The 22,224-nt window shown below is 70.5% G+C and carries 13 protein-coding genes; all 13 read left to right on the top strand.

The window, feature by feature from the left end; genetic code table 11:
• The first annotated feature begins 30 nt into the window (after positions 1–30).
• Genes IE325_RS23795 through IE325_RS23735 form a run of 13 tightly spaced genes read left to right on the top strand, consistent with a single transcriptional unit; the run spans position 31 to position 22,166 of the window.
• Positions 31–2,004, top strand: coding sequence for an ATP-binding protein (locus IE325_RS23795; protein ID WP_190072059.1), 1,974 nt, complete (start codon positions 31–33; stop codon positions 2,002–2,004).
• Complete coding sequence (locus tag IE325_RS23790) at positions 1,995–2,279, top strand: hypothetical protein (RefSeq protein WP_190072058.1); 285 nt, start codon at positions 1,995–1,997, stop codon at positions 2,277–2,279. Before IE325_RS23795 ends, IE325_RS23790 begins: the two co-directional genes overlap by 10 nt.
• Entirely contained in the window at positions 2,276–8,896 is a 6,621-nt protein-coding gene (locus IE325_RS23785; RefSeq protein WP_190072057.1) for an eCIS core domain-containing protein, read from the top strand. Before IE325_RS23790 ends, IE325_RS23785 begins: the two co-directional genes overlap by 4 nt.
• Positions 8,897–8,937: 41 nt before the next feature.
• Positions 8,938–9,537, top strand: coding sequence for a hypothetical protein (locus IE325_RS23780; protein ID WP_190072056.1), 600 nt, complete (start codon positions 8,938–8,940; stop codon positions 9,535–9,537).
• Positions 9,534–10,220: a hypothetical protein gene (locus tag IE325_RS23775; protein WP_190072055.1), complete on the top strand. Its 687-nt coding sequence runs from the start codon at positions 9,534–9,536 to the stop codon at positions 10,218–10,220. The genes IE325_RS23780 and IE325_RS23775 overlap by 4 nt, the downstream gene beginning before the upstream one ends.
• 7 nt (positions 10,221–10,227) lie before the next feature.
• A complete protein-coding gene (locus IE325_RS23770; RefSeq protein WP_190072054.1) occupies positions 10,228–10,599 on the top strand; it encodes a LysM peptidoglycan-binding domain-containing protein in 372 nt (123 codons plus the stop codon).
• A gap of 43 nt (positions 10,600–10,642) precedes the next feature.
• Complete coding sequence (locus tag IE325_RS23765) at positions 10,643–11,734, top strand: hypothetical protein (protein WP_190072311.1); 1,092 nt, start codon at positions 10,643–10,645, stop codon at positions 11,732–11,734.
• A 58-nt stretch (positions 11,735–11,792) separates the two neighbouring features.
• Positions 11,793–12,326, top strand: coding sequence for a phage baseplate assembly protein V (locus IE325_RS23760; protein ID WP_190072053.1), 534 nt, complete (start codon positions 11,793–11,795; stop codon positions 12,324–12,326).
• Positions 12,327–12,345: 19 nt separating this feature from the next.
• Entirely contained in the window at positions 12,346–12,708 is a 363-nt protein-coding gene (locus IE325_RS23755) for a hypothetical protein (RefSeq protein WP_190072052.1), read from the top strand.
• The gene (locus tag IE325_RS23750; RefSeq protein ID WP_190072051.1) at positions 12,705–13,088 is read left to right on the top strand and encodes a GPW/gp25 family protein; all 384 of its coding nucleotides are present in this window, start codon (positions 12,705–12,707) and stop codon (positions 13,086–13,088) included. The genes IE325_RS23755 and IE325_RS23750 overlap by 4 nt, the downstream gene beginning before the upstream one ends.
• A complete protein-coding gene (locus IE325_RS23745; protein WP_190072050.1) occupies positions 13,085–16,180 on the top strand; it encodes a putative baseplate assembly protein in 3,096 nt (1,031 codons plus the stop codon). Before IE325_RS23750 ends, IE325_RS23745 begins: the two co-directional genes overlap by 4 nt.
• Positions 16,177–19,989 carry a putative baseplate assembly protein gene (locus IE325_RS23740; protein ID WP_190072049.1) on the top strand — a complete coding sequence of 1,271 codons (3,813 nt, stop codon included), beginning with the start codon at positions 16,177–16,179 and terminating at the stop codon, positions 19,987–19,989. The genes IE325_RS23745 and IE325_RS23740 overlap by 4 nt, the downstream gene beginning before the upstream one ends.
• Positions 19,989–22,166: a hypothetical protein gene (locus tag IE325_RS23735; protein ID WP_190072048.1), complete on the top strand. Its 2,178-nt coding sequence runs from the start codon at positions 19,989–19,991 to the stop codon at positions 22,164–22,166. The genes IE325_RS23740 and IE325_RS23735 overlap by 1 nt, the downstream gene beginning before the upstream one ends.
• Positions 22,167–22,224: the final 58 nt, after the last annotated feature.

The raw sequence follows: 22,224 nt of genomic DNA, 5'->3' as shown, positions 1-22,224 counted from the left end.
GCATTGGCAGCGACGGGGGCAGGTGAGGACATGGCGGCGAACGAACCGGGCACGAACGGTACTTCGGGTACGGATGGAGAGGGCGTCGGTGCGACGCTGACCGCGGAGATTCGGCGCGTGCTTTCCCGGGTCGACGCCCATGCGGCCGGAGCAGCTGATGGCCCGGCGCCCGCCGTGAGCACGGCTCCCCTGGCCGCTCCCGGCACCGCCCCCCTCGACGCCCTCGTCAGCTGCTTCGGCCTCACCCCCTTCGAACGTGACCTCGTCCTCCTCACCGCTGCCGACGAACTGGATCCCACCACGGCGGCCCGCTGCGCCGCGGCGAGCGGGGATCCACAGCGCGCGTACCCGACCTTCTCCCTCGCCCTGGCCGCCCTCGCCGAACCGCACTGGAGCGCGCTCACGCCCGTCGCGCCGCTGCGTCGCTGGCGGATCGTGGAGCTGGACGACGAGTCGAGGCTGACGACTTCCCGCCTGCGCCTGGACGAGCGGATCCTGCACTTCCTGCTGGGCTCCCCCTACCTGGACGCCCGGCTGCACGGCCGCCTGCGCCGCACGCCGGTGCCGGGGCAGTTGCCGCCGTCGTACGACCTGGTCGCGAGCCGTGCCGCCGAGGGCTGGACGACGGGGGCGAGCTCCGACGCGCCGCTGCTGGTCGAGGTGACCGGCGGTGATCTGCGCAGCCGGGCCGACATCGCCGCCGCGGCGGCCGCGCGGTCCGGGCTCGGGCTGTACGCCATGGGTGCCGAGGACGTACCGACCGACCCCGCCGAACGCGACGGGCTCGCCCGGCTCTGGCAGCGCGAGGCGATCCTGCTGCCCGCGGCGCTGCTCCTCGAGGTCGGCGACCTGGACCGCGACCAGCGGGCGGCGACGGAGGCGTTCCTGGCCGGGGCGGCCGTACCGGTCGTCGTGTCGAGCGAGGACCCGCTGCGCACGGAGCGGTCGCACGGCGCCCGGGTGACCGTGCCGCGGATGGACGACGAGGAGCAGGTCGAGCTGTGGGCCCAGGCCTTCCACCCCGTGGCCGACCTCCACGACGGTGAACTGCGTTCCCTGGTCGCCCAGTTCCAGCTGCCCCCGCACGTCATACGCTCCGCCGCCGCCACCGTACGGCGCAGGCTGCCGTACGAGGACGGCCTGGACGCCGCTCAACTCGCCTGGCGCGCCGGTCTCGAGGAGGCCCGCGTCGGCATGGACCAGCTGGGCCGGCGGATCGAGCCGGAGGCCGGCTGGGACGATCTGGTGCTGCACGAGCGGCAGGTGAACGTGTTGCGCGAGATCGTCGCGCACGTCCGTCAGCGGGCCACCGTCCACCAGGAGTGGGGCTTCGCGGGCACCCTGCGCCGCGGCCTCGGCGTCACCGCGATGTTCGCGGGCGGCTCCGGCACCGGCAAGACGCTGGCCGCCGAGGTCATGGCGAAGGAGCTGGGCCTCGACCTGTTCATAGTCGATCTCTCCCAGGTCGTCAGTAAATACATCGGCGAGACCGAGAAGAACCTCCGCCGGGTCTTCGACGCCGCCGAACGCGGCGGCGCCCTACTGCTCTTCGACGAGGCCGACGCCCTGTTCGGCAAGCGCAGCGAGGTCAAGGACAGCCACGACCGCTACGCCAACCTCGAAGTCAGCTACCTGCTGATGCGGATGGAGGCCTACCGGGGCCTCGCCATCCTCACCACCAACATGAAGAAGGCCCTCGACACCGCCTTCATGCGCCGTATCCGCTTCGTGGTCGACTTCCCCTTCCCGGCCGAGCACGAGCGCGCCGAGATCTGGCGCCGGGTGCTGCCGTCGCAGGCGCCGCTGAAGGACATCGACCCAGGTCTCCTCGCCCAACTCACCGTCGCGGGCGGCTCGATCCGCAACATCGCCCTGTCCGGGGCCTTCCTCGCCGCCGAGGAGGGGGACCGGCTGCAGATGCGGCACATGCTGGCCGCCGCCCGTACCGAGTATCTGAAGCTCGAGCGCTCCTTGACGCCGACGGAGGTCCGCGGATGGGTGTGAACAGGGAACCGAGCGCGGTTCGGGTGGAGATCGGCGAACTCGCCCTGCACGGCTTCCGGGCCGACCCCGAGCGGGTCTCGGCCGCCTTCGAGCAGGAGCTGACCCGTCTGGTCCGCACGCACGGCGTCCCGCTGGCCGCCGACGGCGCCCTGAGCGTCGACGCGCTCACGGGCCTCCCGCCGCTGCCCGCCGGACTGTCCGCCCGCCGCCTCGGCCAGGAGCTGGCCCGCGTCGTGCACGAAGGGCTCAGCGGCCACGGGGAGGTGACGCGATGAGCAACTCCCAGGCGCAGGAGGCCCGTTCCGAGTCGGCCGAACAGCGCCGCCGCAAGCGCAAGGAACGCGCCGCCAAGTCCCGTACCCCGGAACCCAAGGACATCGTCAGCGGCGCCGGCCAGCCCCTCGACCCCGGCGTACGGCGGGAGCTGGAGGAGCAGCTCGGGCACGACCTGAGCCGCGTACGGCTGCACACCGACCGCGACGCCGGACAGCTCACGGGCCTGCTCGGCGCGGACGCGGTCGCGGTGGGCCAGGACGTCTTCTTCGCCCCGGGCGCCTTCAAGCCCGGCACGGACGAGGGCCGCCGCCTCCTCGCCCACGAACTCCTGCACACCGTGCAGAACCCGCACGGCCTCGGCACCCTGCGCGCCGGACGCGACCTCGGCGCCGTCAGCCTGCCGCAGCAGTCCATCGAGCGTGAGGCCGAGACGGCGGCGCAGAATCTCGTACGGGACCCGGAGTCCCGGCCTGAGACGGCCGACGTCGAGGAGGGTCAGGCCACACCCGGCTGGCTGCGCTACGCCACCCTCGACGCCGACCGGATGCGCGCCGAGGCCGTCGACCCGGCCACCCTCGTGGACCGCCTCGCCAACAACGTACTGCGCTCCCTGCGCGGCGACCCGAGCGACGCCTCCGGCCGGGTACGGCTCCAACTGGGCCGGATGTCCGACCAGTTGGCGGACGACGTGGTCGACCGCCTGGAAGGACGACTGCTCAGCTCCGAGTACGAGCAACTCCTGGACCTCTTCGAGGAGTCGGGCACGACAGGCCCGCTCGAACTGCAGCCCGCCGAGGTGCCGCTGCCCGAGGTCGACCTCTTCGCCGAGCTCGGCGTCGAACGCGTCCAGTGGAAGCGGAAGCAGGAGACGGCCGGCGGCACCAAGGAGAAGCGCGCCTCCGACGCCCGCGAGGAGCAGAAGGACGCCAAGGACCGCGACGAGAAGGCCGGTTCGAAGCGCAGCCGGGCACAGTCCGACGCCGCCACCGAGGACCAGGAGGCGGCACAGCGCACGGAGCAGGAGGACGAGCGCAACGCCTCCCGGCAGCAGGCCAGACAGGAGCAGCAACAGGAGGACGAGCAGGCCGCCGGCGACCGCGAACGCGTCGACGAGGCCGCCGACCGGCACACCGAAGGCCAGCAGGAGGGCGCCGAGCAGGCCAAGGAGGAACGCAAGGAACAGCGCGAACGCGAGGAGGCCGACCCGCAGCAGGCGAGCGCGCCGGGCGCCGACAAGCGACGGCGGCGCGACGAGCAGACCCAGCCGGCCGCCGGTTCCAAGCGCGAGGAACTGGACCCGAAGCAGAAGGGCCAGCCCGGGCCCGTACGTCCGGAGAAGGTGGACGAGCGGGGCGAGCAGCGGGACTCGGCGCTGTCCGAGCACGGCCTGCACGAGAAGGACGAGCACGAGGACGACGTCCGCGAGGAGGAGAAGCCGCTCGGCCTCGAAGCCGGCGCCGACGGCGAGATCGAGGGCAAGGACGAGAAGGGCGGGGCGGCGGCCGAGGCCAAGCCGGAGCCCTCGATCAAGCCCGAGGACCATCTCCCGGACGCCGACCTCGACCTCAGCGCCGTACCGACCGCCGAGCAGCTGAAGCCCGGTGACCCCGAACCGTCCGTGCCGTCCTTCCCCACGCCCCCGCCCACCAAGGCCGAGAAGATCGAGCGGGAGCGCGAGCAGAACGAGCAGGAGGAGGACGAGAACGCGGCCGGTCCCGAGGCCAAGGCCCCCGGGCAGGACGAGGGTCCCGTCGAGGGCGAGGCGCCGCCGCCCGAGGGCGGGCCCGTCGCCCAGGCCGACGACCGCAGCGCCAAGGACCTCCAGGAGACCGAGAAGCCACTCGACCAGGAGGTCGGCCCGGACCCGGCGAACGAGGACAAGGAACGGCCCGAGCCGGAGGCCGAGAAGCCTGATCCCGCGCAGGAACAGGAACGGGAGCAGGCCAAGGAGCCGGAGGCGGCCGAGGAGGAGCGCGACCCCGACGAGCGGCCGGATGTGCGGGAGGAGCCGCAGGCCGGTGCGGAGCAGGGCCCCGGTACGGCGGCCGCCGCTTCGGCAGCGCCCTCGGTGACCGCCGCCCCCGCCCCGGCTCCCGTACGCAAGCCCGCCGGTGCGCAGACCCCGAAGACGGCGGCGGAGGACCGTAACCCGTCGCCCGCCGCGCGGCGCGGCGCCGCACCGCCCAAGCCGGAGCGCGAGGCGCCGAAGGCGAAGTCGCAGGTGCCGAAGGAATCCGGGCCGGTGGCGGCGCCGCGAGGACCGGTCGGCGGCGCGGAGAAGGGGCCCGGACCGACGACGGCCGCCGGGCCCGGCGCCGCGCCGTCCGCAGGCCAGGCCACGGTCAGCCCGGCGGACGGTCAACGGGCCGACGGCCCCGCCCAGCCCGCGGGGGCGGCCGCGCCCCAGCCCGAGGCGTCCCTGGAGAAGGACGGCGGTGGCTGCGCGCCGCCCGAGCCCGCCGCGGAGAAGGACGACGGGGGCGGGGGCAGTTGCGGGGGCGGTGGTGAAGCCGCGCCCGAGGAGAAGGAGCAGAAGGCCCCGGACGTCTCCGGGCAGGACCCTAAGGCCGCCGTCCAGACCGTGAGCAAGCTCGCGCCGGACCAGGCCGCCGCAGCCATGCCCGGCGTGGACCAGGCCGCGGACAAGAAGGTCGGCGAGGAGCAGCAGCGCCTGGACGCCGCGCCGCCCACGCGGGAACGGCCGTCCGGCGCCCCGCAGACCCGTTCGGCACCGCCCGAGGCGGCGCCGGTGGCCGCGCAGGTCACCGGCAAGGTCGAGAAGGTCGGCCCGGAGAACCAGGGCGACAAGCAGAAGGCCAAGGGCAGCGACAAGGCTCAGGGCGCCACGCCGAGCGCCCCTCCGCCACCGCCTCCCGCCGTGCCGACCGAGGGGCTCAGCGAGTCCGAGGCGCAGAACGTGGAGGCGGCGGCCGATGCCGTGCCCACGACCGACCCGGCCCTGGAGAACAAGACCGTCGGGCCCGCCCCGAAGATCCGCCTCGAGGGCGCCAGCGATCCGACCCGCACGGACGACCAGCAGAAGGCGCTGAAGGAGAAGCAGTCCGACATCCAGTCGACCGGCCGTGAGGACGCGGCCAAGCCGATGGGCGAGGACCAGATCTTCCCCGACGCACCCCAGGAACAGCTCACCGGCAAGGCCTCGGGCGGCGGGGGCGGCAAGGGCGGTGCGCTGCGGGCCATGTCGCCGCCGAAGGCCGGTGTCGGCAAGGTCGCCCAGGAGGAGAAGGGCGGCGAGATCCGTGGCGCCGCCGGGCAGGCTCAGGGCGACCTGGCCGCCAAGGAGCAGGAGCAGCGGCAGGGCGAACAGCAGGCCAAGCAGGACAAGCAGGCCGAGATCGACCGCGAGGTCGCCCAGAACACCGACAAGCAGACCGCCGAGCGCGGCAAGGTCGCCCGTGAGACCCAGACCCAGCGCGAGCAGTGGCGGGCCGAGCAGGACAAGCACGTCGAGGACGCGGACAAGCAGTCCGACGAAGAGCACACCGCCAAGAACAAAGAGATCGTCAAGGCCCGCGACGACAAGGACAAGGAGGTCGACGACCGCAAGGGCAAGGACAACGAGTCGATCGACAAGGAGCGGGAGAACGCCGAGAAGGAGGCCGAGAAGAAGAAGGAGGAGGAGAAGCCGAGCGGCGGCTTCTTCGGCATGCTCGCCGACGCGGTGGGCGACTTCTTCAAGGGCCTGCTCGAAGCGGTCACCAAGGTCTTCGAGGCGGCGCGGGCCGCCGTCAACGGGATCATCGACAAGTTCAAGGAGTTCGCCAACGCGGCGATCGACTTCGTACGCGACCTGGCGATCTCCGCGATCAACGCGCTCGCCGACGCCTTGATCGCGATCGGCGACGTACTCCTCGCGGCCTTCCCCGAACTCCGCGACAAGTTCCGCAACGCCATCGAGGGCATGCGGGACGCGGCGATAGCCAAGGTCAACGAGCTGGCGGACGGCCTGAAGAAGGCGGTAAACGCACTCCTCGACGCGCTGGCGGCAGGCCTCAACAAGCTCCTGGACGTCCTGGAGGCGGGCCTCAAGGGCGTCATCAAGGCCTTCCAGGCGGTCATCGAGGGCGCGATCAAGTTCGCCCAGGCCGCGATCGAGGCGCTGGGCAAGTTCGCGGCCTTGATCGCGGACATCGCCCCTGACCCCGGCGGCTGGATCTCAAAGGCGGGCTCCGCTGCCAAGACCGGCATCTCGGACCACCTGTGGGGCGCCATCAAGGTCGCCGTGAAGCGCTGGTTCGACACCAAGGTCGAGGGCATCCTCGGCCTCGGCAAGGCGGTCATCAACGTCCTGGTCAAGGGCTGCGTCTCGCTGAAGCAGATCGGCAAGATGGCCTGGGACGCGATCATCGCCTCCCTGCCGATGATGATCGCCTCGTTGGTCATCGAGAAGGTCGTCTCGATGATCGTCCCCGCGGCCGGCGCCATCCTGACCATCGTCCAGGGCCTGATGGCGGCCTGGCAGAGCATCAGCTCCATCCTTGCGGCGTTCTCGAAGTTCTGGGCGTACCTGAAGGCGGTGAAGGCGGGCCCGGCCGCGTGCCTGTTCGCGGAGGCGGTGGCGGCGGGTGTGGTGGCCCTGCTGGACTTCATCGCCAACTTCCTGATGATTCGCCTGTCGTCGGCGACGAAGGGGGTGGGCAAGCGGCTTCAGGGGATGGCGCAGAAGATCACGGATGGTCTGAAGCGGACGGGGAAGGGCGCGAAGCAGGCTGCGGGGGACGCGGTCAACAACGCGCGGGGGGCGTTGCGGAACGCGAACCAGAAGGTGGCGGCGCCGGGGGCTGCGCCGGCGAGGCCGAAGGGCGCGACCACGCCTGGGCCGAAGGCACCGGTGAAGCCGAAGGATACGGCTACGCCTAAGGGGCCGGCGAAGCCCGAACCGGCGAAGCCGGAAGGTGCGAAGTCGAAGGACGCGGCACCGGCGAGGCCTGCCAAGGACAAGACTCCCGACCGCAAGGCCCAGACGCCGCCCAAGAGGAAGAAGGAGATCGACGGTCCCAAGCCGGCCAAGCCCAAGAAGCCCAAGTCTCCTGCGGGCAAGGCGGTCGCCAAGTCCAAGGGGGCGGTCAAGTCCGCCCTGAAGAAGGTAGGAAACGCAGCGAAGACGCTGGGCAAGAAGCTGAAGAAGTCGAAGCTCGGCAAGACGCTGAAGAGCAGTGCGTCCAAACTGCGAGATTTCTATAAGAAGAAGAAGGACCGGCTGAGGGACGACAAGCGGAGGCAACAGGAGCAGAGGAAGCAGGAGCAGGATCGGCGACGTAAGAACGAAAAGTCGAAGGAGTCGAAACAGACCCGGCTGCAGAAGATCGTGGCCCGTATTCGGCCGCAGCTGCAGCGGATGCTGTCCAAGGGTGTACGACGCCCAATTCTCAACGCGACCCTGGCCGGACTGCGCTTGTGGAACCGGCTGAGCCGCCTGTCTGTGCAGGGCGGACATCGCTTCGATGTGGAAGCCGCCCTCAATCCGAGCACGGTGGCAGTCGCGGGAGTCACCCTCGACCGGGATGAGCTGCTGACGTTTATCCGCGAGGAAGCGAACCGAGTTCAGGCCCACTCCTCGACGGCGGAAAAGGCAAAGGGGTACTCCTTCGATTCCGAAGGGAAGAAGCTCGATGTCGGCGACACGGCCCAGTCCCAGGCAATCGCCCACAAGCTCCGAGACAAGGTGCTGAATGACGGTAGCGCGCTCAAGGTCAGCACAACCGACGGAGCGACCGCGGGACTGAAGCAGGGCTTCAACAGTCCGCGCAACCAGCGCGTCTCCCAACCCGGCGTCCCGGCCGAGGAACAGCTCCCGCCCGACTACGAGAACATGTTCAAGGACATGCCGGAGGGCCAGCAGCGAGAGGTGGCCCAGAGCATGCTGGACGACCTTCGGGGGCAGTCTCAGGGCGGAAAGGCCGTCCCGCAGAGCCAGCGCGTGTTTCTCCACACGCTCGCGGCAGTCGAAGAGAACAGATCGCAGAGTGATCTGGTGTACCGCGCCCTTGCCTACGACTTGGCAGCCAACGATCCGAAGAACTTCACGGCCGAACAGAAGAAGCTCGGAATGACGACCTTGCATGGTGTCGTCAACAAGCTTCCCTTGGCTCCGAAGGGGGCGCAGGGCGAGGCGCGGCAGCTGAACCTGTACTACGCCTTCAAGGAGATGCAGTCTGTACAGAAAAATCCAGCAGCCTTGGCAAGAATGATGGCCCGGCTGAGTAAGAAGGAGGGGCTGAAACCCGACGAGCTTCAGCGCATGACGAAGATCAGTAAGGCCAAGTATCTGACGGCTCGCGGCATCAGTCCCACGGAGCGGAAAGATGCTCGCCGCACCAAGAATGACAAAAATGCATCTGACGAGGCGAGGGAGGAAGCACGCAGGAAACTGCAGCAGTGGGACGACGAATATATGCAGCACGCCTGGCGGCAGGCAGCCACGAACGACCAGTTGAATGTCTCCGGCAAGGCCAATGCGATGGCTGAACGCGAGATCAAGTTCCTCCAGGGGTGGGCGGCCACGTTGAACCTTGACTTCGCGAACGAGGGAGATCCCAAGAAGGCTCTGTTCGACAGTATCCGGGCCAAGATACGTGACATCTATAGAGTCTGACCCACCACCTCGAACCACCCCAGCAACAAGGAGTGCACACCATGCCGGACCTCAGCCGAACGAGCCGCAGGCTGATCCTTCACGATCGGGTCGAGGGCGCCGACATCCAGGAACTGGCGCAGCGTGCCGGTTGGACCTTCCTCGGTGACATCGACCGTGACCCCGAGCGGGGCGTCTTCTACGAAGCGAAGTGGGACATCGGGAACGGCGGGTCGGCGCATTACATTGTCGACGAGTTCGCGGATGTGCCGTACATGGTCGTAGTGCACGAAGACCCCTCTGTCACGGATGAGACTCTGGCGACCATCGAACAGTCGCTCGCTGTGTGGACCGTCGATGAAATGTTGGAAGACTGCTATGTCAACGTTTGGCCGGCTGGCTGGGTCAAGGCTCTGCTCCGTGTCGGAGCAGGCGCGCCCTTGAGCGCAGTTCCGGAAATTGTGGAACACATCGAGTTCTCGGCCGAGCACAAGTATGCGGAGGTCCGACGGGCCGCTGTATGGGCCATGACGTACACGGCATGGCCGGAATTCCAAGGCTGCCTGACCCGTCTTTCCGGGACAGACGAGGACGAAGAAGTAGCGCGTGAAGCAGGGCTGGCCCTGGAACAACTGGCAGAGAGCGGAGTGATTGAGCTGTGACCCGATATCGCGACATCCCCAAGCCCATCCGCTCGGGCCTGGTGGTCGTCAACCCCGACACCGGCACCCCCCAACGCATCATCATCCTCCAGTTCAACCCCGACACCCTGGAACGCTCCCTCGCCCCCCAATCCGCCGGCGGCCAGAACGCCGAAGGCGGCGGAACCGGCGGCGGCGACCGTAACGAGGCGCTCCGGCTCAAGGGCCCCGCCGAGGAGACCTGGAAGTTCACGGCCGAGATCGACGCCACCGATCAGTTGGAGATCGCCGCCCCCGACGGCATCCACCCCCAGCTCGCCGTGCTGGAAATGCTGGTGCAGCCGACGACCGCGCAACTCCGCGACGCGGCACGGCAGACGCAGAAGGGGACCATTGAGATCACGCCGATCGAGATGCCGCTGACGCTGTTCACGTGGGGGAGTAAGCGCGTGATGCCCGTGAGGCTCACCGAACTGTCCATCAATGAGTCCGCGTTCGACGTCAATCTCAATCCGATTCGGGCGAGCCTCAGCATCGGGCTCAAGGTGCTCAGCGTGAGCGACCTGCCGGCCGGGCACCGAGGGGCCGATCTGTACATGGCGCACCTCGCGCAGAAGGAACGGCTCGCCGCGGCCGCCCGTGGGGGGAGCCTCGGGGCGCTCGGGCTCGGTGGGCGCGACACGTTGACCATGGGAAGGGGCTGAGCTGCGCATGGCCGAGGGCATACAGCCGTACGGGAGTGCTTTGGACGCCATCCCGGGGGCTCATCCCTATCCCCGGGACAGTCGGTATCACGATGCCGAGATCGGGGTTCACACGGCGCCTGACGGCACCGAAGTCCGGTACACCAAGCGGCGGCTGCTGCCTCCTCTCGACGCCCAGGAGACCGACGAGTACGTCGTCGGTGGTGGTGAGCGGCCCGATCTCCTCGCACAGCGGCTGTTCGGGGACCCTCGGCAGTGGTGGCAGATCGCCGACGCCAATCCCGTACTCGATCCGGAGGAACTGACCGCCGAACCGGGTCGTGTGATCGACGTGCCGCTCCCCGGCGGGTTCCCGCAGGGGGGTCGTCGCGGTGCCTGACGAACTGCCCGTCGGGCCGGGGCCGGTTCATATGTCCCTGCAGATGGGGCCGAGGCTCACCCGGCCCGTGCCCGCCGAGGTCATGGAAGCGCTGCTGTCCGCGCAGATCACGGCGACGGCGGGGGAACGGAGTGGGTTCCAGCTCGCCTTCGATCTCACCAAACGGGGGCTCATCCAGCGGAATTTGCTGCCTGAAGGATTCTTCGACCCCAAGACCCGGGTCATTGTGAGTGTCAGCGTGCGCGGTACCTCCCAGGTGCTCTTCGACGGGCTGATCGTGCGGCAGGAGGTCGGTGCCAGCAATCAGCCGGGGCAGACCACCCTCACCGTGACCGGCGAGGACCTGACCCTGCTCATGGATCTGGAGGAGCGCACCGCCGGTTATCCCAATCTGGCGCCGTCCCGACGCGTCCTGTCCATCCTCGGGCGCTATCGCGACTACGGCATCCGGCCCGACGTCAAGGACGAGCAGATCCTCCAACCCCCGCAGGAACAGCTCCGCGTCCCGTATCAGAGCAGCACCGATCTGCAGTACGTGACCGAGCTGGCCAAGGCCAATGGGTATGTCTTTTATCTTGAGCCCGGTCCGGCCCCCGGGCTGTCGTCCGCCTACTGGGGACCCGAGGTGCGCCTCGGAGTCCGGCAGCACGCGCTCAACGTCAACATGGACGCCAACTCGACCGTCGACCAGCTGACGTTCGCGTACGACGGGACCGCCCGCGAGGAACCCCAGGCCCGCTGGCAGAACCCCGAGAACCGGCAGGCCACGCTGCTCGGGCAGCCCTCGATCAGCCCTCTCCGCCCACCGCTCGGCCGCCGCCCCACGCCCGCGCTGCGGCGCAGGACCCTGGCCGGCACCGCCAAGCAGCAGATCCAGCAGGCCCAGGCCGAACTCCTCGCAAGGGCCGCGACATCCGCCGACGTCATCACCGGATCCGGGTCGCTCGACGTCACCCGGCACGGCTACCTGCTGCACCCACGCAGCCTCGTCGGAGTGCGCGGCTCCGGGCCGATGTACGACGGCGACTACTACGTCAAGTCGGTCACACACAGCCTGCGGCCTGGCTCGTTCACCCAGAACTTCACTCTCTCCCGGGAGGGCCTGGTCGCACGCGGCGACACCGTACGGCCGTGACAGCGGCAGTTACCCGAGCAACACCCGAAGACCACTGAAAAACAGGAGCAGTTGACGCATGGCGGCACCCAACAACCGGTACCTGGGCAAGTTCCGGGGCCGGGTGATCGACAACAACGACCCGCTGGCCATCGGGCGGATCACGGTCCAGGTCCCCGATGTGCTCGGCGACGAGCCCTCGACCTGGGCGCTGCCCTGTCTGCCCTTCACCGGGCAGGAGGCGGGGCAGGTCGTGGTGCCGCCGAAGGACGCCGGTGTGTGGGTGGAGTTCGAACAGGGCGATCCCAGCTTCCCGATCTGGACGGGCTGCTGGTACGGGGAGCGGGACGAACTGCCGCCCGACGCCCGGCGGGAGCTGGCCCGGCCCTCCGAGCTCAAGCCCGTCGTCGTCCAGACCCAGCTGGCGCACAAGATCGTGATGAACGACGTGACTGGCGCCGACGAGGGAATCCTGCTCCAGGCCAAGAACGGGGCGTACATCCGCATCACCGAGGCGGCGATCGTCATCGCCAGCGGCAACGCCCGCATCACCCTCCAGGACGGCCGGGTCATCGTCAACGAGGGCCAGCTGACAGTGGAACCGAAGCGTTAGGAACGGGGGAACGACGAACGTGTCCGGGACATCCGGGACTTCCGGGGCATCAGGGAAGCTGCTGGTCGCCGACACGGTGATCAGCTGCCCGCACGGGGGGCGTGCCACACCGGCGCACATGCCCGCCCCGGCGGTGCTGATCGGCGGCCGGGCGGCGGCCACCGCCGCCCATACCTACACCGTCGCCGGCTGCGTCCACACCGTGAACGGTGTGCCGCAGCCATGCGTGTCCGTGCGGTTCACGGCCCCCGCGAGCGGCGTCACCGTCGCGGGTGCCCCCGTGCTGCTCGACATCTCCGCGGCCCAGTGCTTCAGCGCGGCACTGGTCGCACAGGGACCACCCGTCGTCAACGCCGCGCAGCAGGAGGTGTCCACCCGATGACCCGGCCGGTCACCCGTTCCGACATCGCGTTCCCGTTCCGCCCCGACCGCCGCGGCCGTACCGCGCACGCCACCCGCGGCGAGCACATCCACGACCTCATCGAGCAGCTGTTGTTCACCAGCCCCGGTGAGCGGGTCATGCGCCCCGACTTCGGCTGCGGGCTCCTCGACCTGGTCTTCGCCCCCACCAGCCCGGAACTCATCAGCACCCTCGAACTCTCCGTCCAGGCCTCGCTCCAGCGCTGGCTCGGCGACCTCATCGATGTGGAGGCCCTCGACGTCGTCAGCGAGGACAACGTCGTCCGCGTCCATCTGTCCTACGCCGTGCGTGCCGACGGGTCCCGTCGCGACGACGTCTTCGAAGGGAGGGTCACGGCATGACCGGTACGACCGTCACCTCGCGCCGGGCCAAGGTTCGCGCCGCCCAGCTCAACGGGGTCGACTCCGTCGAGGTCAGCGACGACGGGCTGCTCCTCACCGTCTCCTTCCTCGGCAAGGCCCCGCACGGCCTCGGCCCCGAGAACGTCCGCATCGACGGCGGCCGCCGCATCACCGGCATCACCGCCGTCGACGTCAGCGTGGAGCGCGAGGAGGACCCCGAGCTCGACGACCGGCTCTACGTCACCCTCGACCAGGCCGGCGACACCTCCCGCTACCGGCTCTCCCTGGTCGAGACCGACCCGTACGGACGACCCGGGACCGAGCCGTACCGCGGCTTCGACCAGCGCTACCACAGCGCCACCTTCGTCTTCCGACCCGACTGCCCAACTCCCTTCGACTGCAAGGAGGTTGAGCAGACCAACGACGACTTCCCGTCCGCTCCCGTCATCGACTACACCGCCCGCGACTACGACACCATCCGCAAGCTCCTCCTCGACCGGCTCGCGCTCACCACGCCCGACTGGGTCGAGCGCAACCCCGCCGACCTCGGCGTGACCCTGGTCGAACTGCTCGCCCACACCGGCGACCGGATCAGCTACCAGCAGGACGCCGTCGCCACCGAGGCCTACCTCGACACCGCCCGCCGCCGGGTCTCCGTACGGCGTCACGTCCGGCTCATCGACTACGCGATGCACGACGGGTGTACGGCGCGCGCCTACGTCGCCGTCGAGACCGCCGGTGATCACACGCTCGCCCCGGGCACCTTCCGCTTCGCCTCCGTCGACGTCCGCACCCTCGACCCGCACGACCGCCCGGAGCCCGGCACGGTCGTGGACGAGGCCGAACTCGGTGACCTGGACGAGCGCGGCTCGGTGGAGGTCTTCGAACCCGTCGTCACCGAGGACCAGTTGGAGCTGCGCGTCGCGCACAACGCCATCCGGCTGTGGACCTGGGGAGGTGAGGTCTGCACCCTGCCCAAGGGCGCCACCTCCGCCACCTTGCGCGACGCATGGGTCGACGTGGAGACCTGCCGCGAGCGTCAACTCGACCTGAAGCCAGGCGACGTGCTCATCCTCGAAGAGGTCAAGGGGCCGCGCACCGGCACTCCCGGTGACGCCGACCCGGGCCATCGCCAGGCCGTCCGGCTGACCTCCGTCACCCCGGCCGTGGACCGCATCGAGGACCAGCCGGTCCTGGAGGTCTCCTGGGCCGCCGAGGACGCCCTGCGCTTCCCGCTCTGCCTCACGACACGCGGCGGCCGGGACTGCCTGCCGGTCGGGGACGTGTCCCTCGCCCGCGGCAATGTCGTCCTGGTCGATCACGGCCGTACGCTCCACGGACTGCCCGAGACGTTCACCGTCCCGCAGGTCCCCGCCGAGGTCGCCCCCTGCGACTCGCCAGCCTTCGGCTGCTACGACCGCAAGGAGGGCAACGCACCCGCCCGGCTCATCAACTCCCTCACGGACAAGGCGGAGTCGGGTGAGGCACTGAGGGCCGACGACGTCCGCGAGCTGTTCCAGGTGGTCGGCGAGGCAACGACCATGAGGGCCGGAATCGGCCTCGAACGCGCCGGTCAGCGCCATGAACGCGTCGTGCCCGGCACTGCGTACGCCCAGGCCGGCGCCCTGCGCACCCTTCTCGCGCAGTCCGTCTACCCGGGCATCCAGCCCCGCTTCCGACCTGTCCTCGGACGCAGGCCCGTCGTGCAGGCGGTGCCGTTCCCTGACCTCGGCACCGTCGCCGCCGGGCAGGCCGAGCGGATCGGCGCGATCCCGGGGCGGGTGCGACAGCGGCTGGTCGAGCTGTGGCGCAGCGCCCGCGACCGGGACGGGCTCTCCGAGCAGGAGATCGCCGAACTCACGGTGATCTACGGCCTGAAGATCCTGGAGCACATCGAACTCCACCGTCACCCCGTCCGTGCGCTGCGTGAACTCCTGTTCCGCAACGACCAGTTGCTCGACGCCAAGCTGCGCCGGATCGAGGTCCTCACGGCCCGCGCCCGCGCGGGCACCGTCCTGGACGGGCACATCGCCTGGGAGATCGCCCACAGCTGGGGCCCGGCGTACGCCGCCGGACTGCACCCCGACGAGTTGGTGCTGCGCGGCTCCGCCACCGCCGCGCTCGCCCAGGACCCGCGTCGCGCACTGCCCGCCGTACGACTCCACAACGACGAGATCTGGGAACCGCGCCGCGACCTGCTCGACAGCGGCCCGCGCGACCGGCACTTCGTCGGCGAGCTGGAGGACGACGGCCGGCTCGCCCTGCGCTTCGGCGACGGGAGGCACGGCGCCAGGCCGACGCCGGGGTCACGGCTCGCCGCGCACTACCGGCTCGGCGGCGGCACGGCCGGCAACGTCGGCGCGGAGGCCATCAACCACCTCGTCGTGCAGTCCGACTGCGAGGCGCCGCCCGCAGCCGTCGTACGCAATCCGCTGCCCGCCGTCGGGGGAACGGAACCCGAACCCGTCGAGCAGGTACGCCAGTTGGCCCCGCTCGACCTGCGCCGCACCCGGCTGCGCGCGGTCACCGCCGAGGACTACGCGGCCCTCGCCTCCGCCCTGCCCGGCGTCCAGCGGGCGGCGGCCGAACTGCGCTGGACCGGCAGCGTCCAGGAGGCGCATGTCGCGGTCGACGCGTACGGCACCGGCGCCCCGTCCGCCGAGTTGCTGGCGTCCGTCGCGCAGGCCCTGGAGCCGTACCGGCGCATCGGCCACGACCTCGTCGTCGGCGCCGCGCGACTCGTCCCGCTGGACATCGCGCTCACGGTGTGCGCCAAGCCGGGCCACCAGCACGGGCAGATCCTGGCCGAGCTGTACCGAGTGCTCGGCAGTGGTGTGCGGGGCTTCTTCCACCCGGACGCGCTGACCTTCGGCGAACCGGTGCGGCTCAGCCGCCTGGTCGCCGTCGCGGCTGCGGTGCCCGGCGTGGAGAGCATCAAGGTCACCCGGCTGCACAGGCTGTTCGAACCGGACCGAGGAGAGAGGGAGGACGGCGTGCTGCGGCTCGGCCCGCTGGAGATCGCCATCTGCGACAACGACCCGGACCGGCCGGAGAACGGCCGGCTGGCGATATCCCTGGGAGGTGCGCGATGACTATCGACGAGTGCACTTGCGGCGGCGCCTGCCGCGGCGGCCACGACGAGCGCCTCGCCCCGGCTCCCGTGCACAACCCGCCCGGGCGCACCGCGCTCGACTACCGCGTCGGTGAATACGGCTCCTTCCGCGCGGCCCTGCTTGACCGGCTCGCCTCACCCGCGTACCCGGCGCTCCAGGGCCTCACCGTGCGCACCCCGGACGACCCGTCGATCGGCCTCCTCGACGCCACCGCCGTCCTCGGTGACCTGCTCACCTTCCACTCCGAGCGCATCGCCGAAGAGGCCTACATCCGTACGGCCAACGAGCACCGCTCCCTCGTCCTGCTCGGCCGCCTCGTCGGCCACCGGCCGCGGCCCGGCGTCGCCGCCGCGACGCATCTCGCGTACGGCCTGGAACGCGACCCGCGCGCCGAGTCGCTGTCCGTGCTGATCCCGCGCGGCGCCCGCAGCCACAGCGTGCCGGCGTCCGCCGACGAGCAGTCTTTGACCTTCGAGACCAGCCGTGACCTCACGGCCCGCTGGGACTGGAACGAGCTGAAGGTACGGCGCCGGCGGCCGTCCCTCGTGACGCCCGAGGACCTTGAGCGGCGCTCGGAGATCTTTGTCGAGGGCACGGCCAATTCCCTCCATACCGGGGATCAGTTGCTGTTTGTCTTCGGCGAACAGGCCGGTGGGAAGCCGCAGTTGTTGCCTGTCGCGAAGGTGCGTGTGGATCGGGAGGACGAGGTCACGGCGATCTCTCTGCCGAAGTCTGCTCCGCCTACGTTGAAGGAGCTTGTTGACGAGGTGCGGCGGTGGACGGCTGCGCCGGCCGGGCCGGGGGAGCCCGGGGATGAGCCGCCTACGCCCGAGGTGCCCAACCCTCGGCCGGTCAGTCGGCTCATCGAGGACTTCGAGGATCAGGTTCTCGCGCCCCTGCGGGGGGATTTGGACGGGATCAAGAGTCCTGAGCGGCTTGCGGCGCGGCTTGCCGAGCCTGTTGCGCGGCTTGGTGAGGCTCAGGTGTTGGCCGAGCCGTACGAGGATGTCGCCGCCTGGTTCGAGCAGCTGGAAGCGGTGCTTGCCGAACTCGCCGAGCGGGCCTTGGAATTGGCACCGGCACAAACAGAGGCACCTGGTGGTCAGTCGTCTGCCGCGCCGTCTGGGCTGGTCGCGCCCCGCGGCGGAGCCGCAAATCGATACAGCCCCGCGCCCCTCAAAAGCGACGGGCGTGCCGCTGCCTTTGAGGCTCTCGGCGCTGTACTCCCGGCCCTGCGCGCCTCTACCCCCGCCCCCCGTGGCGGCAGCGGCCCCCAGCTCCCCGGCAGCGACACCGCCCGCCTCCTCTCCGCCCTCAACCCCGGACTCGGCGCCCTCTACCCCGCCTGGCGCAAAGCCGCCCCCAGCACCCCCCAGCTCCTCCGCGAACTGCTCGCCATGCGGGTCACCGCAGCCCCCTTCGGCGCCACCGCCCCGCTCAAGCCCGTGCAGGACGACCGCGGCCGCGTCATCCGTACCGTCGACTGGCCGCTCACCGGGGCCACGCTGGCGAGCATGCGCGTCGTGTATGACACCGGCGGCCGGACGCCGGTCCGTGCCGAGTTCCAGTACGGCGAGGGCAGTGGCTCCGACCAGCGTGCCGAGAATCTGAACGGCGCCCAGCCGGTGACCTTCCCACTCGGCACGGGTCAGGTCGAGCTGTCGGTGCGCTCCAGCCAGGACCGCGACCTGAACTGGCTCAACCGGCGGCCCATCGACTCCCAGGAGCCCGGCGTCACCGCCCGCTTCCTGCCCGGCCTGCCCGAGCGGACGCTCTTCGTGTCCCGGCCCAACGACGAGGGCGTCGTGCACTTCGGCATCCACAACGGCAGCTCCGAGCAGAAGGAACTGCGGCCCGGCGACTCCAAGCAGTTCACCCACGGCGAGTACGAGATCACCGCCAGGTACACCGTGGGCAGCACCGAGCCCAACGTCGAGGTCGTCATCGCCAGCAAGCCGGAGCCGCTCAACCGCCGCATCCTTCAGCTGGACACGGTCCACACCGGCATCACCGTCGGCAGCTGGGTCGCCATTCAGCGCCCTGCCAAGGGGGCCGAGAACGGCATCCCCGGCGACAAGAAGCTCGACTTCGTCACCACCCAGGTCGTCGCGGCGCGTACGGCGGCGTACTCGAACTACGGCATCACCGGACGCGGCACCGAACTCACCCTCGCCGACCCGTGGCTGGACGAGTTCGACGTACTGCTCTCCCACATCCGCGACACCACCGTGCACGCGGCCGGCGAACCGCTGCGCCTCGCCGACGAACCGCTCGGCGAGGACGTGCACGGCAACGAGATCGAACTCGCCGAGCTGTACGACGGGTTGCGGCCGGGCCGGACGCTCATGGTGAGCGGTGAGCGCAGCGACATCCCGGGCACGGCGGGGGTGACGGCCACGGAGGTCGTCGTCATCGCCGCCGCGGACCCTGCCGTCGATCCGCGACTGCCCGGCGACCATGTGCACACCCGGCTCACCCTGACCGCCGACCTCGCGCATCGCTACCGCCGTGAGACGGTCAAGGTCCTCGGCAATGTCGTCGAGGCCACCCACGGTGAGAGCCGCGAGGAGGCCATCGGCAGCGGGGACTCGGACCGGGTGAACCAGACGTTCGCGCTCTGGCAGTCCCCGCTGACCTGGCTCGCCGACGACAACCCTCTCGGCGCCACACCAGTGCTGGAGATCCGGGTCGACGGCGTCCTGTGGCACGAGGTCGACAGCCTCGCCGGACGTGGCCCGGTCGAGCGGGTCTACATCACCGGCTCCACCGCAGACGGCCGTACGACGGTGACCTTCGGCGACGGCATCAACGGCGCCCGACTGCCGTCAGGGAACGAGAACATCCGCGCCCGCTACCGCTTCGGCACCGGCAAGGCCGCCAACGTCGCCGCCGACCGCGTCACCCAGCCCATGACCCGGCCGCTCGGCGTCACCCAGGTGACCAACCCGCGCCCGGCGAAGGGCGGCGCGGACGCGGACGGCCCCGGCCTGACCCGCCGTACCATCCCGCTCGCCGTCTCCGCGCTGGACCGGCTGGTCTCCGAGTCCGACTACGAGGACTTCGCACGCTCCCGCGCCGGCATCGGCCGGGCCGCCGCGCGTGAACTCTTCGACGGGCGGCGGCGGGTGCTGCATGTGACGGTAGCGGGTACCGACGATGTGCCGATCGACGGCGACTCGGACACGCTCAGGGCGCTGCGCGGCGCGCTCACCGAGTACGGGGACATGAACCTTCCCGTCCGGGTGGACGTGCGGGAGCTCGTCCTGCTGCTCATCGCCGCCAAGGTGAAGGTTGCCCCCGACCACGCCTGGGAGATCGTGGAGCCCCGGCTGCGGCAGGCGTTGCTCGCCCGACTCGGTTACGACGGACGGGAGTTGGGCCGACCGGCCCGGCTCTCGGACGTCCTCGCCACCGCCCACTCCGTGCCCGGCGTCGACTACGTGGACGTCGACGTCTTCACCGGCGTCCCCGCGTCCGCCACACCCGAGGAGCTGACCGGGATCCTCGCCGATCCCGGCCCGCCCAAGGCATCGGTCCCGGCGCACCCGGCGACGTACGACGAGAAGACCCACACGGTCCGTGCCGCGAAGGGCGAGACGCTCTCCGAGATCTGCGCCAAGTACGGTGTCCCGCTCGCCGAACTCCTGCGCCTCAACCCCGACATCACCGACACCCGGCGCCTGGCGAAGGGCCGTTCGGTGTTCGTCTTCCGCGGTATCCGCCCGGCGCAGCTCGCGATGCTGTCGCCGAAGGCCGCGGACACCCTGATTCTGACGGAGGTCAAGTGATGTCCCCGGACGTCGAGTTGGAGACGGCTTCCCCGGCGACCACGTCCAGGGAACCCGACGGGCTCGCCGCGCTGCTGCCCCGCTGGCACCTGCTGCGCGACGCCGAGGAGGGCGAGTCGCTACGCGCGCTGCTCGCGGTGATCGCCGAGCAGCTGGACCGGGTCCGCGACGGCGTCGAGCAGGGCTACGAGGACCTGTTCGTGGAGACGGCGGCGCCCTGGGTGCTGCCGTACCTCGGTGATCTGGTCGGTTATCGCACCCTGCCCGGCTATGAGCGGGTCTTGACGACTGGGCTGCACGAGGGTGGCCGTGCCGCCCTCGCCGAGGCCGTGGCCCCGCGCGCCGACGTGGCCGCCACCGTCGCCAACCGCCGCCGCAAGGGCACCCTCCACCTCCTGGAGGAACTCTCCGATCAGGTCACCGGCTGGCCCGCCCGCGCCGTCGAGCTGTCCCGGCAGGTGTCCCACACCCAGTCGGTGAAGCTGGGCGCGGGCCACCGCACCGAGCGCGGCCGACTCGTCGACCTGCGCGACAACTCCGCGCTCGACCTCGCGGGCGGCCCCTTCGGCGCCACGGCGCGCACGGTCGACATACGACGGGCCAACTCCCGTCACAGGCAAGGTGGTTGGACGCCCGCCGGGGTCGCCCTCTTCGTCTGGCGGCTCAAGGCGCACTCGCTCACGCAGTCCCCGGCGTACTGCGTCGACCGCGCCCGCAACCTCTACACCTTCTCGATCCTGGGCAACGACACCCCGCTGGTCACCAAGCCGTTCCCGGAGCCGTCGCCCACGCACATCGCGACCATCGACAACGTCCCGGCGTTCATCACCCGCCGCCAGCTCCACGACCGGCTCACCGACTACTACGGCCCCGGCAAGAGCCTCGTCATCCGGCGCGACGGCGAGGACCAGCCCGTACCACCGCAGGACATCGTCGTCGCCGACCTGTCCGACTGGCGTTACCGGCCCAAGCGCGGGCAGGTCGCCGTCGACCCGGAGCTCGGGCGGATCGCGTTCGGGTCGCGGTCGGCGCCCCGGCAGGGCGTGTGGGTGGACTACCACTACGCGTTCGGCGCGGACATGGGCGGCGGAGAGTACGACCGGCCCGACCGTGAGCCGCGTCCCGAGGCCGAGTTCTACCGGGTCGGGCCCGGGCAGCCGTATCGGCAGATCATGGACGCCTACCGGGCCTGGCAGCACGACCGGCGTGCCGGCCGGACCGGGCCCGACGGCATCATCGAGATCACTCACAGCGGCGCCTACCAGGAGCAGCTGGACTTCGACCTCGACCCCGGCGACCGGCTCGAAGTGCGCGCAGCCGAGGGCACGCGGCCGGTGATCCGGCTGCTCGACTGGTACAGCAACCGCCCCGACGCCCTCAACATCCGTGCCGTGTCGGAGGATTGCGCCCCGCACGAGCGGCCGCGCATCGTCCTCGACGGGCTGCTGGTCGCCGGACGAGGCATCAACGTCACCGGGCCCATGGGCGCCGTCGTCGTACGGCACTCCACGCTCGTGCCCGGCTGGTCGCTGGAGCCCGAGTGCGACCCGCACTCGCCGGAGGAGCCCAGCATCGTCCTGGAGCGCACCACCGCGTGCGTCCAGATCGAGCACAGCATCCTCGGCACCATCGAGGTCATCGGCGACGAGGTGAGCGAGGACCCTCTCGACATCCACCTGCGCGACAGCATCCTCGACGCCACCGGCCCGAACCGCGAGGCCCTGTCCGCGCCGGACTGCCGCCACGCCCACGCGGTGCTGCATCTGCACCGCACCACGGTGATCGGCGAGATCTTCACCCACGCCGTGCAGATCGCCGAGAACTCCATCCTCACCGGGCGACTGCACGTGGCCCGGCGTGGCGTCGGCTGCATCCGGTACTCGTACGTGCCGCCGGGGTCACGCACCCCGCGCCGGTTCCGCTGCCAGCCCGACCTCGCCGGGCCCGAACAGGCCGGTCGCGTACGGCCGTTGTTCACTGCCGAGCGCTACGGGACGCCCTGGTACGGGCTGCTCGCCGACCGGTGCGCCGAAGAGATCCGGCGTGGCTCGGACGACGGCGCCGAGATGGGCTCCTTCCACGACCTGTACCGGCCCCAGCGCGAGGACGGCCTCAGGGCACGGCTCGCGGAGTACACCCCGGCGGGCACCGACGCCGGGATCTTCCACGTGACATGAACCGCCACGTGAGCGCCGCCGCCGTCAGCCCTACCCGCACTTTCCTGAACCAGGGGGA

The sequence above is a fragment of the Streptomyces lanatus genome, from assembly GCF_014655715.1.
Taxonomy (GTDB): Bacteria; Actinomycetota; Actinomycetes; order Streptomycetales; family Streptomycetaceae; genus Streptomyces; species Streptomyces lanatus.
This window is presented reverse-complemented; position numbering and strand designations above follow the sequence as displayed.

Excerpts from the sequence above, each read along its gene's own strand:
- IE325_RS23795 (WP_190072059.1), top strand. The coding sequence starts at position 31 with ATGGCGGCGAACGAACCGGGCACGAACGGTACTTCGGGTACGGATGGA.
- IE325_RS23790 (WP_190072058.1), top strand. The coding sequence starts at position 1,995 with ATGGGTGTGAACAGGGAACCGAGCGCGGTTCGGGTGGAGATCGGCGAA.
- IE325_RS23785 (WP_190072057.1), top strand. The coding sequence starts at position 2,276 with ATGAGCAACTCCCAGGCGCAGGAGGCCCGTTCCGAGTCGGCCGAACAG.
- IE325_RS23780 (WP_190072056.1), top strand. The coding sequence starts at position 8,938 with ATGCCGGACCTCAGCCGAACGAGCCGCAGGCTGATCCTTCACGATCGG.
- IE325_RS23770 (WP_190072054.1), top strand. The coding sequence starts at position 10,228 with ATGGCCGAGGGCATACAGCCGTACGGGAGTGCTTTGGACGCCATCCCG.
- IE325_RS23765 (WP_190072311.1), top strand. The coding sequence starts at position 10,643 with ATGGGGCCGAGGCTCACCCGGCCCGTGCCCGCCGAGGTCATGGAAGCG.
- IE325_RS23760 (WP_190072053.1), top strand. The coding sequence starts at position 11,793 with ATGGCGGCACCCAACAACCGGTACCTGGGCAAGTTCCGGGGCCGGGTG.
- IE325_RS23750 (WP_190072051.1), top strand. The coding sequence starts at position 12,705 with ATGACCCGGCCGGTCACCCGTTCCGACATCGCGTTCCCGTTCCGCCCC.
- IE325_RS23745 (WP_190072050.1), top strand. The coding sequence starts at position 13,085 with ATGACCGGTACGACCGTCACCTCGCGCCGGGCCAAGGTTCGCGCCGCC.
- IE325_RS23740 (WP_190072049.1), top strand. The coding sequence starts at position 16,177 with ATGACTATCGACGAGTGCACTTGCGGCGGCGCCTGCCGCGGCGGCCAC.
- IE325_RS23735 (WP_190072048.1), top strand. The coding sequence starts at position 19,989 with ATGTCCCCGGACGTCGAGTTGGAGACGGCTTCCCCGGCGACCACGTCC.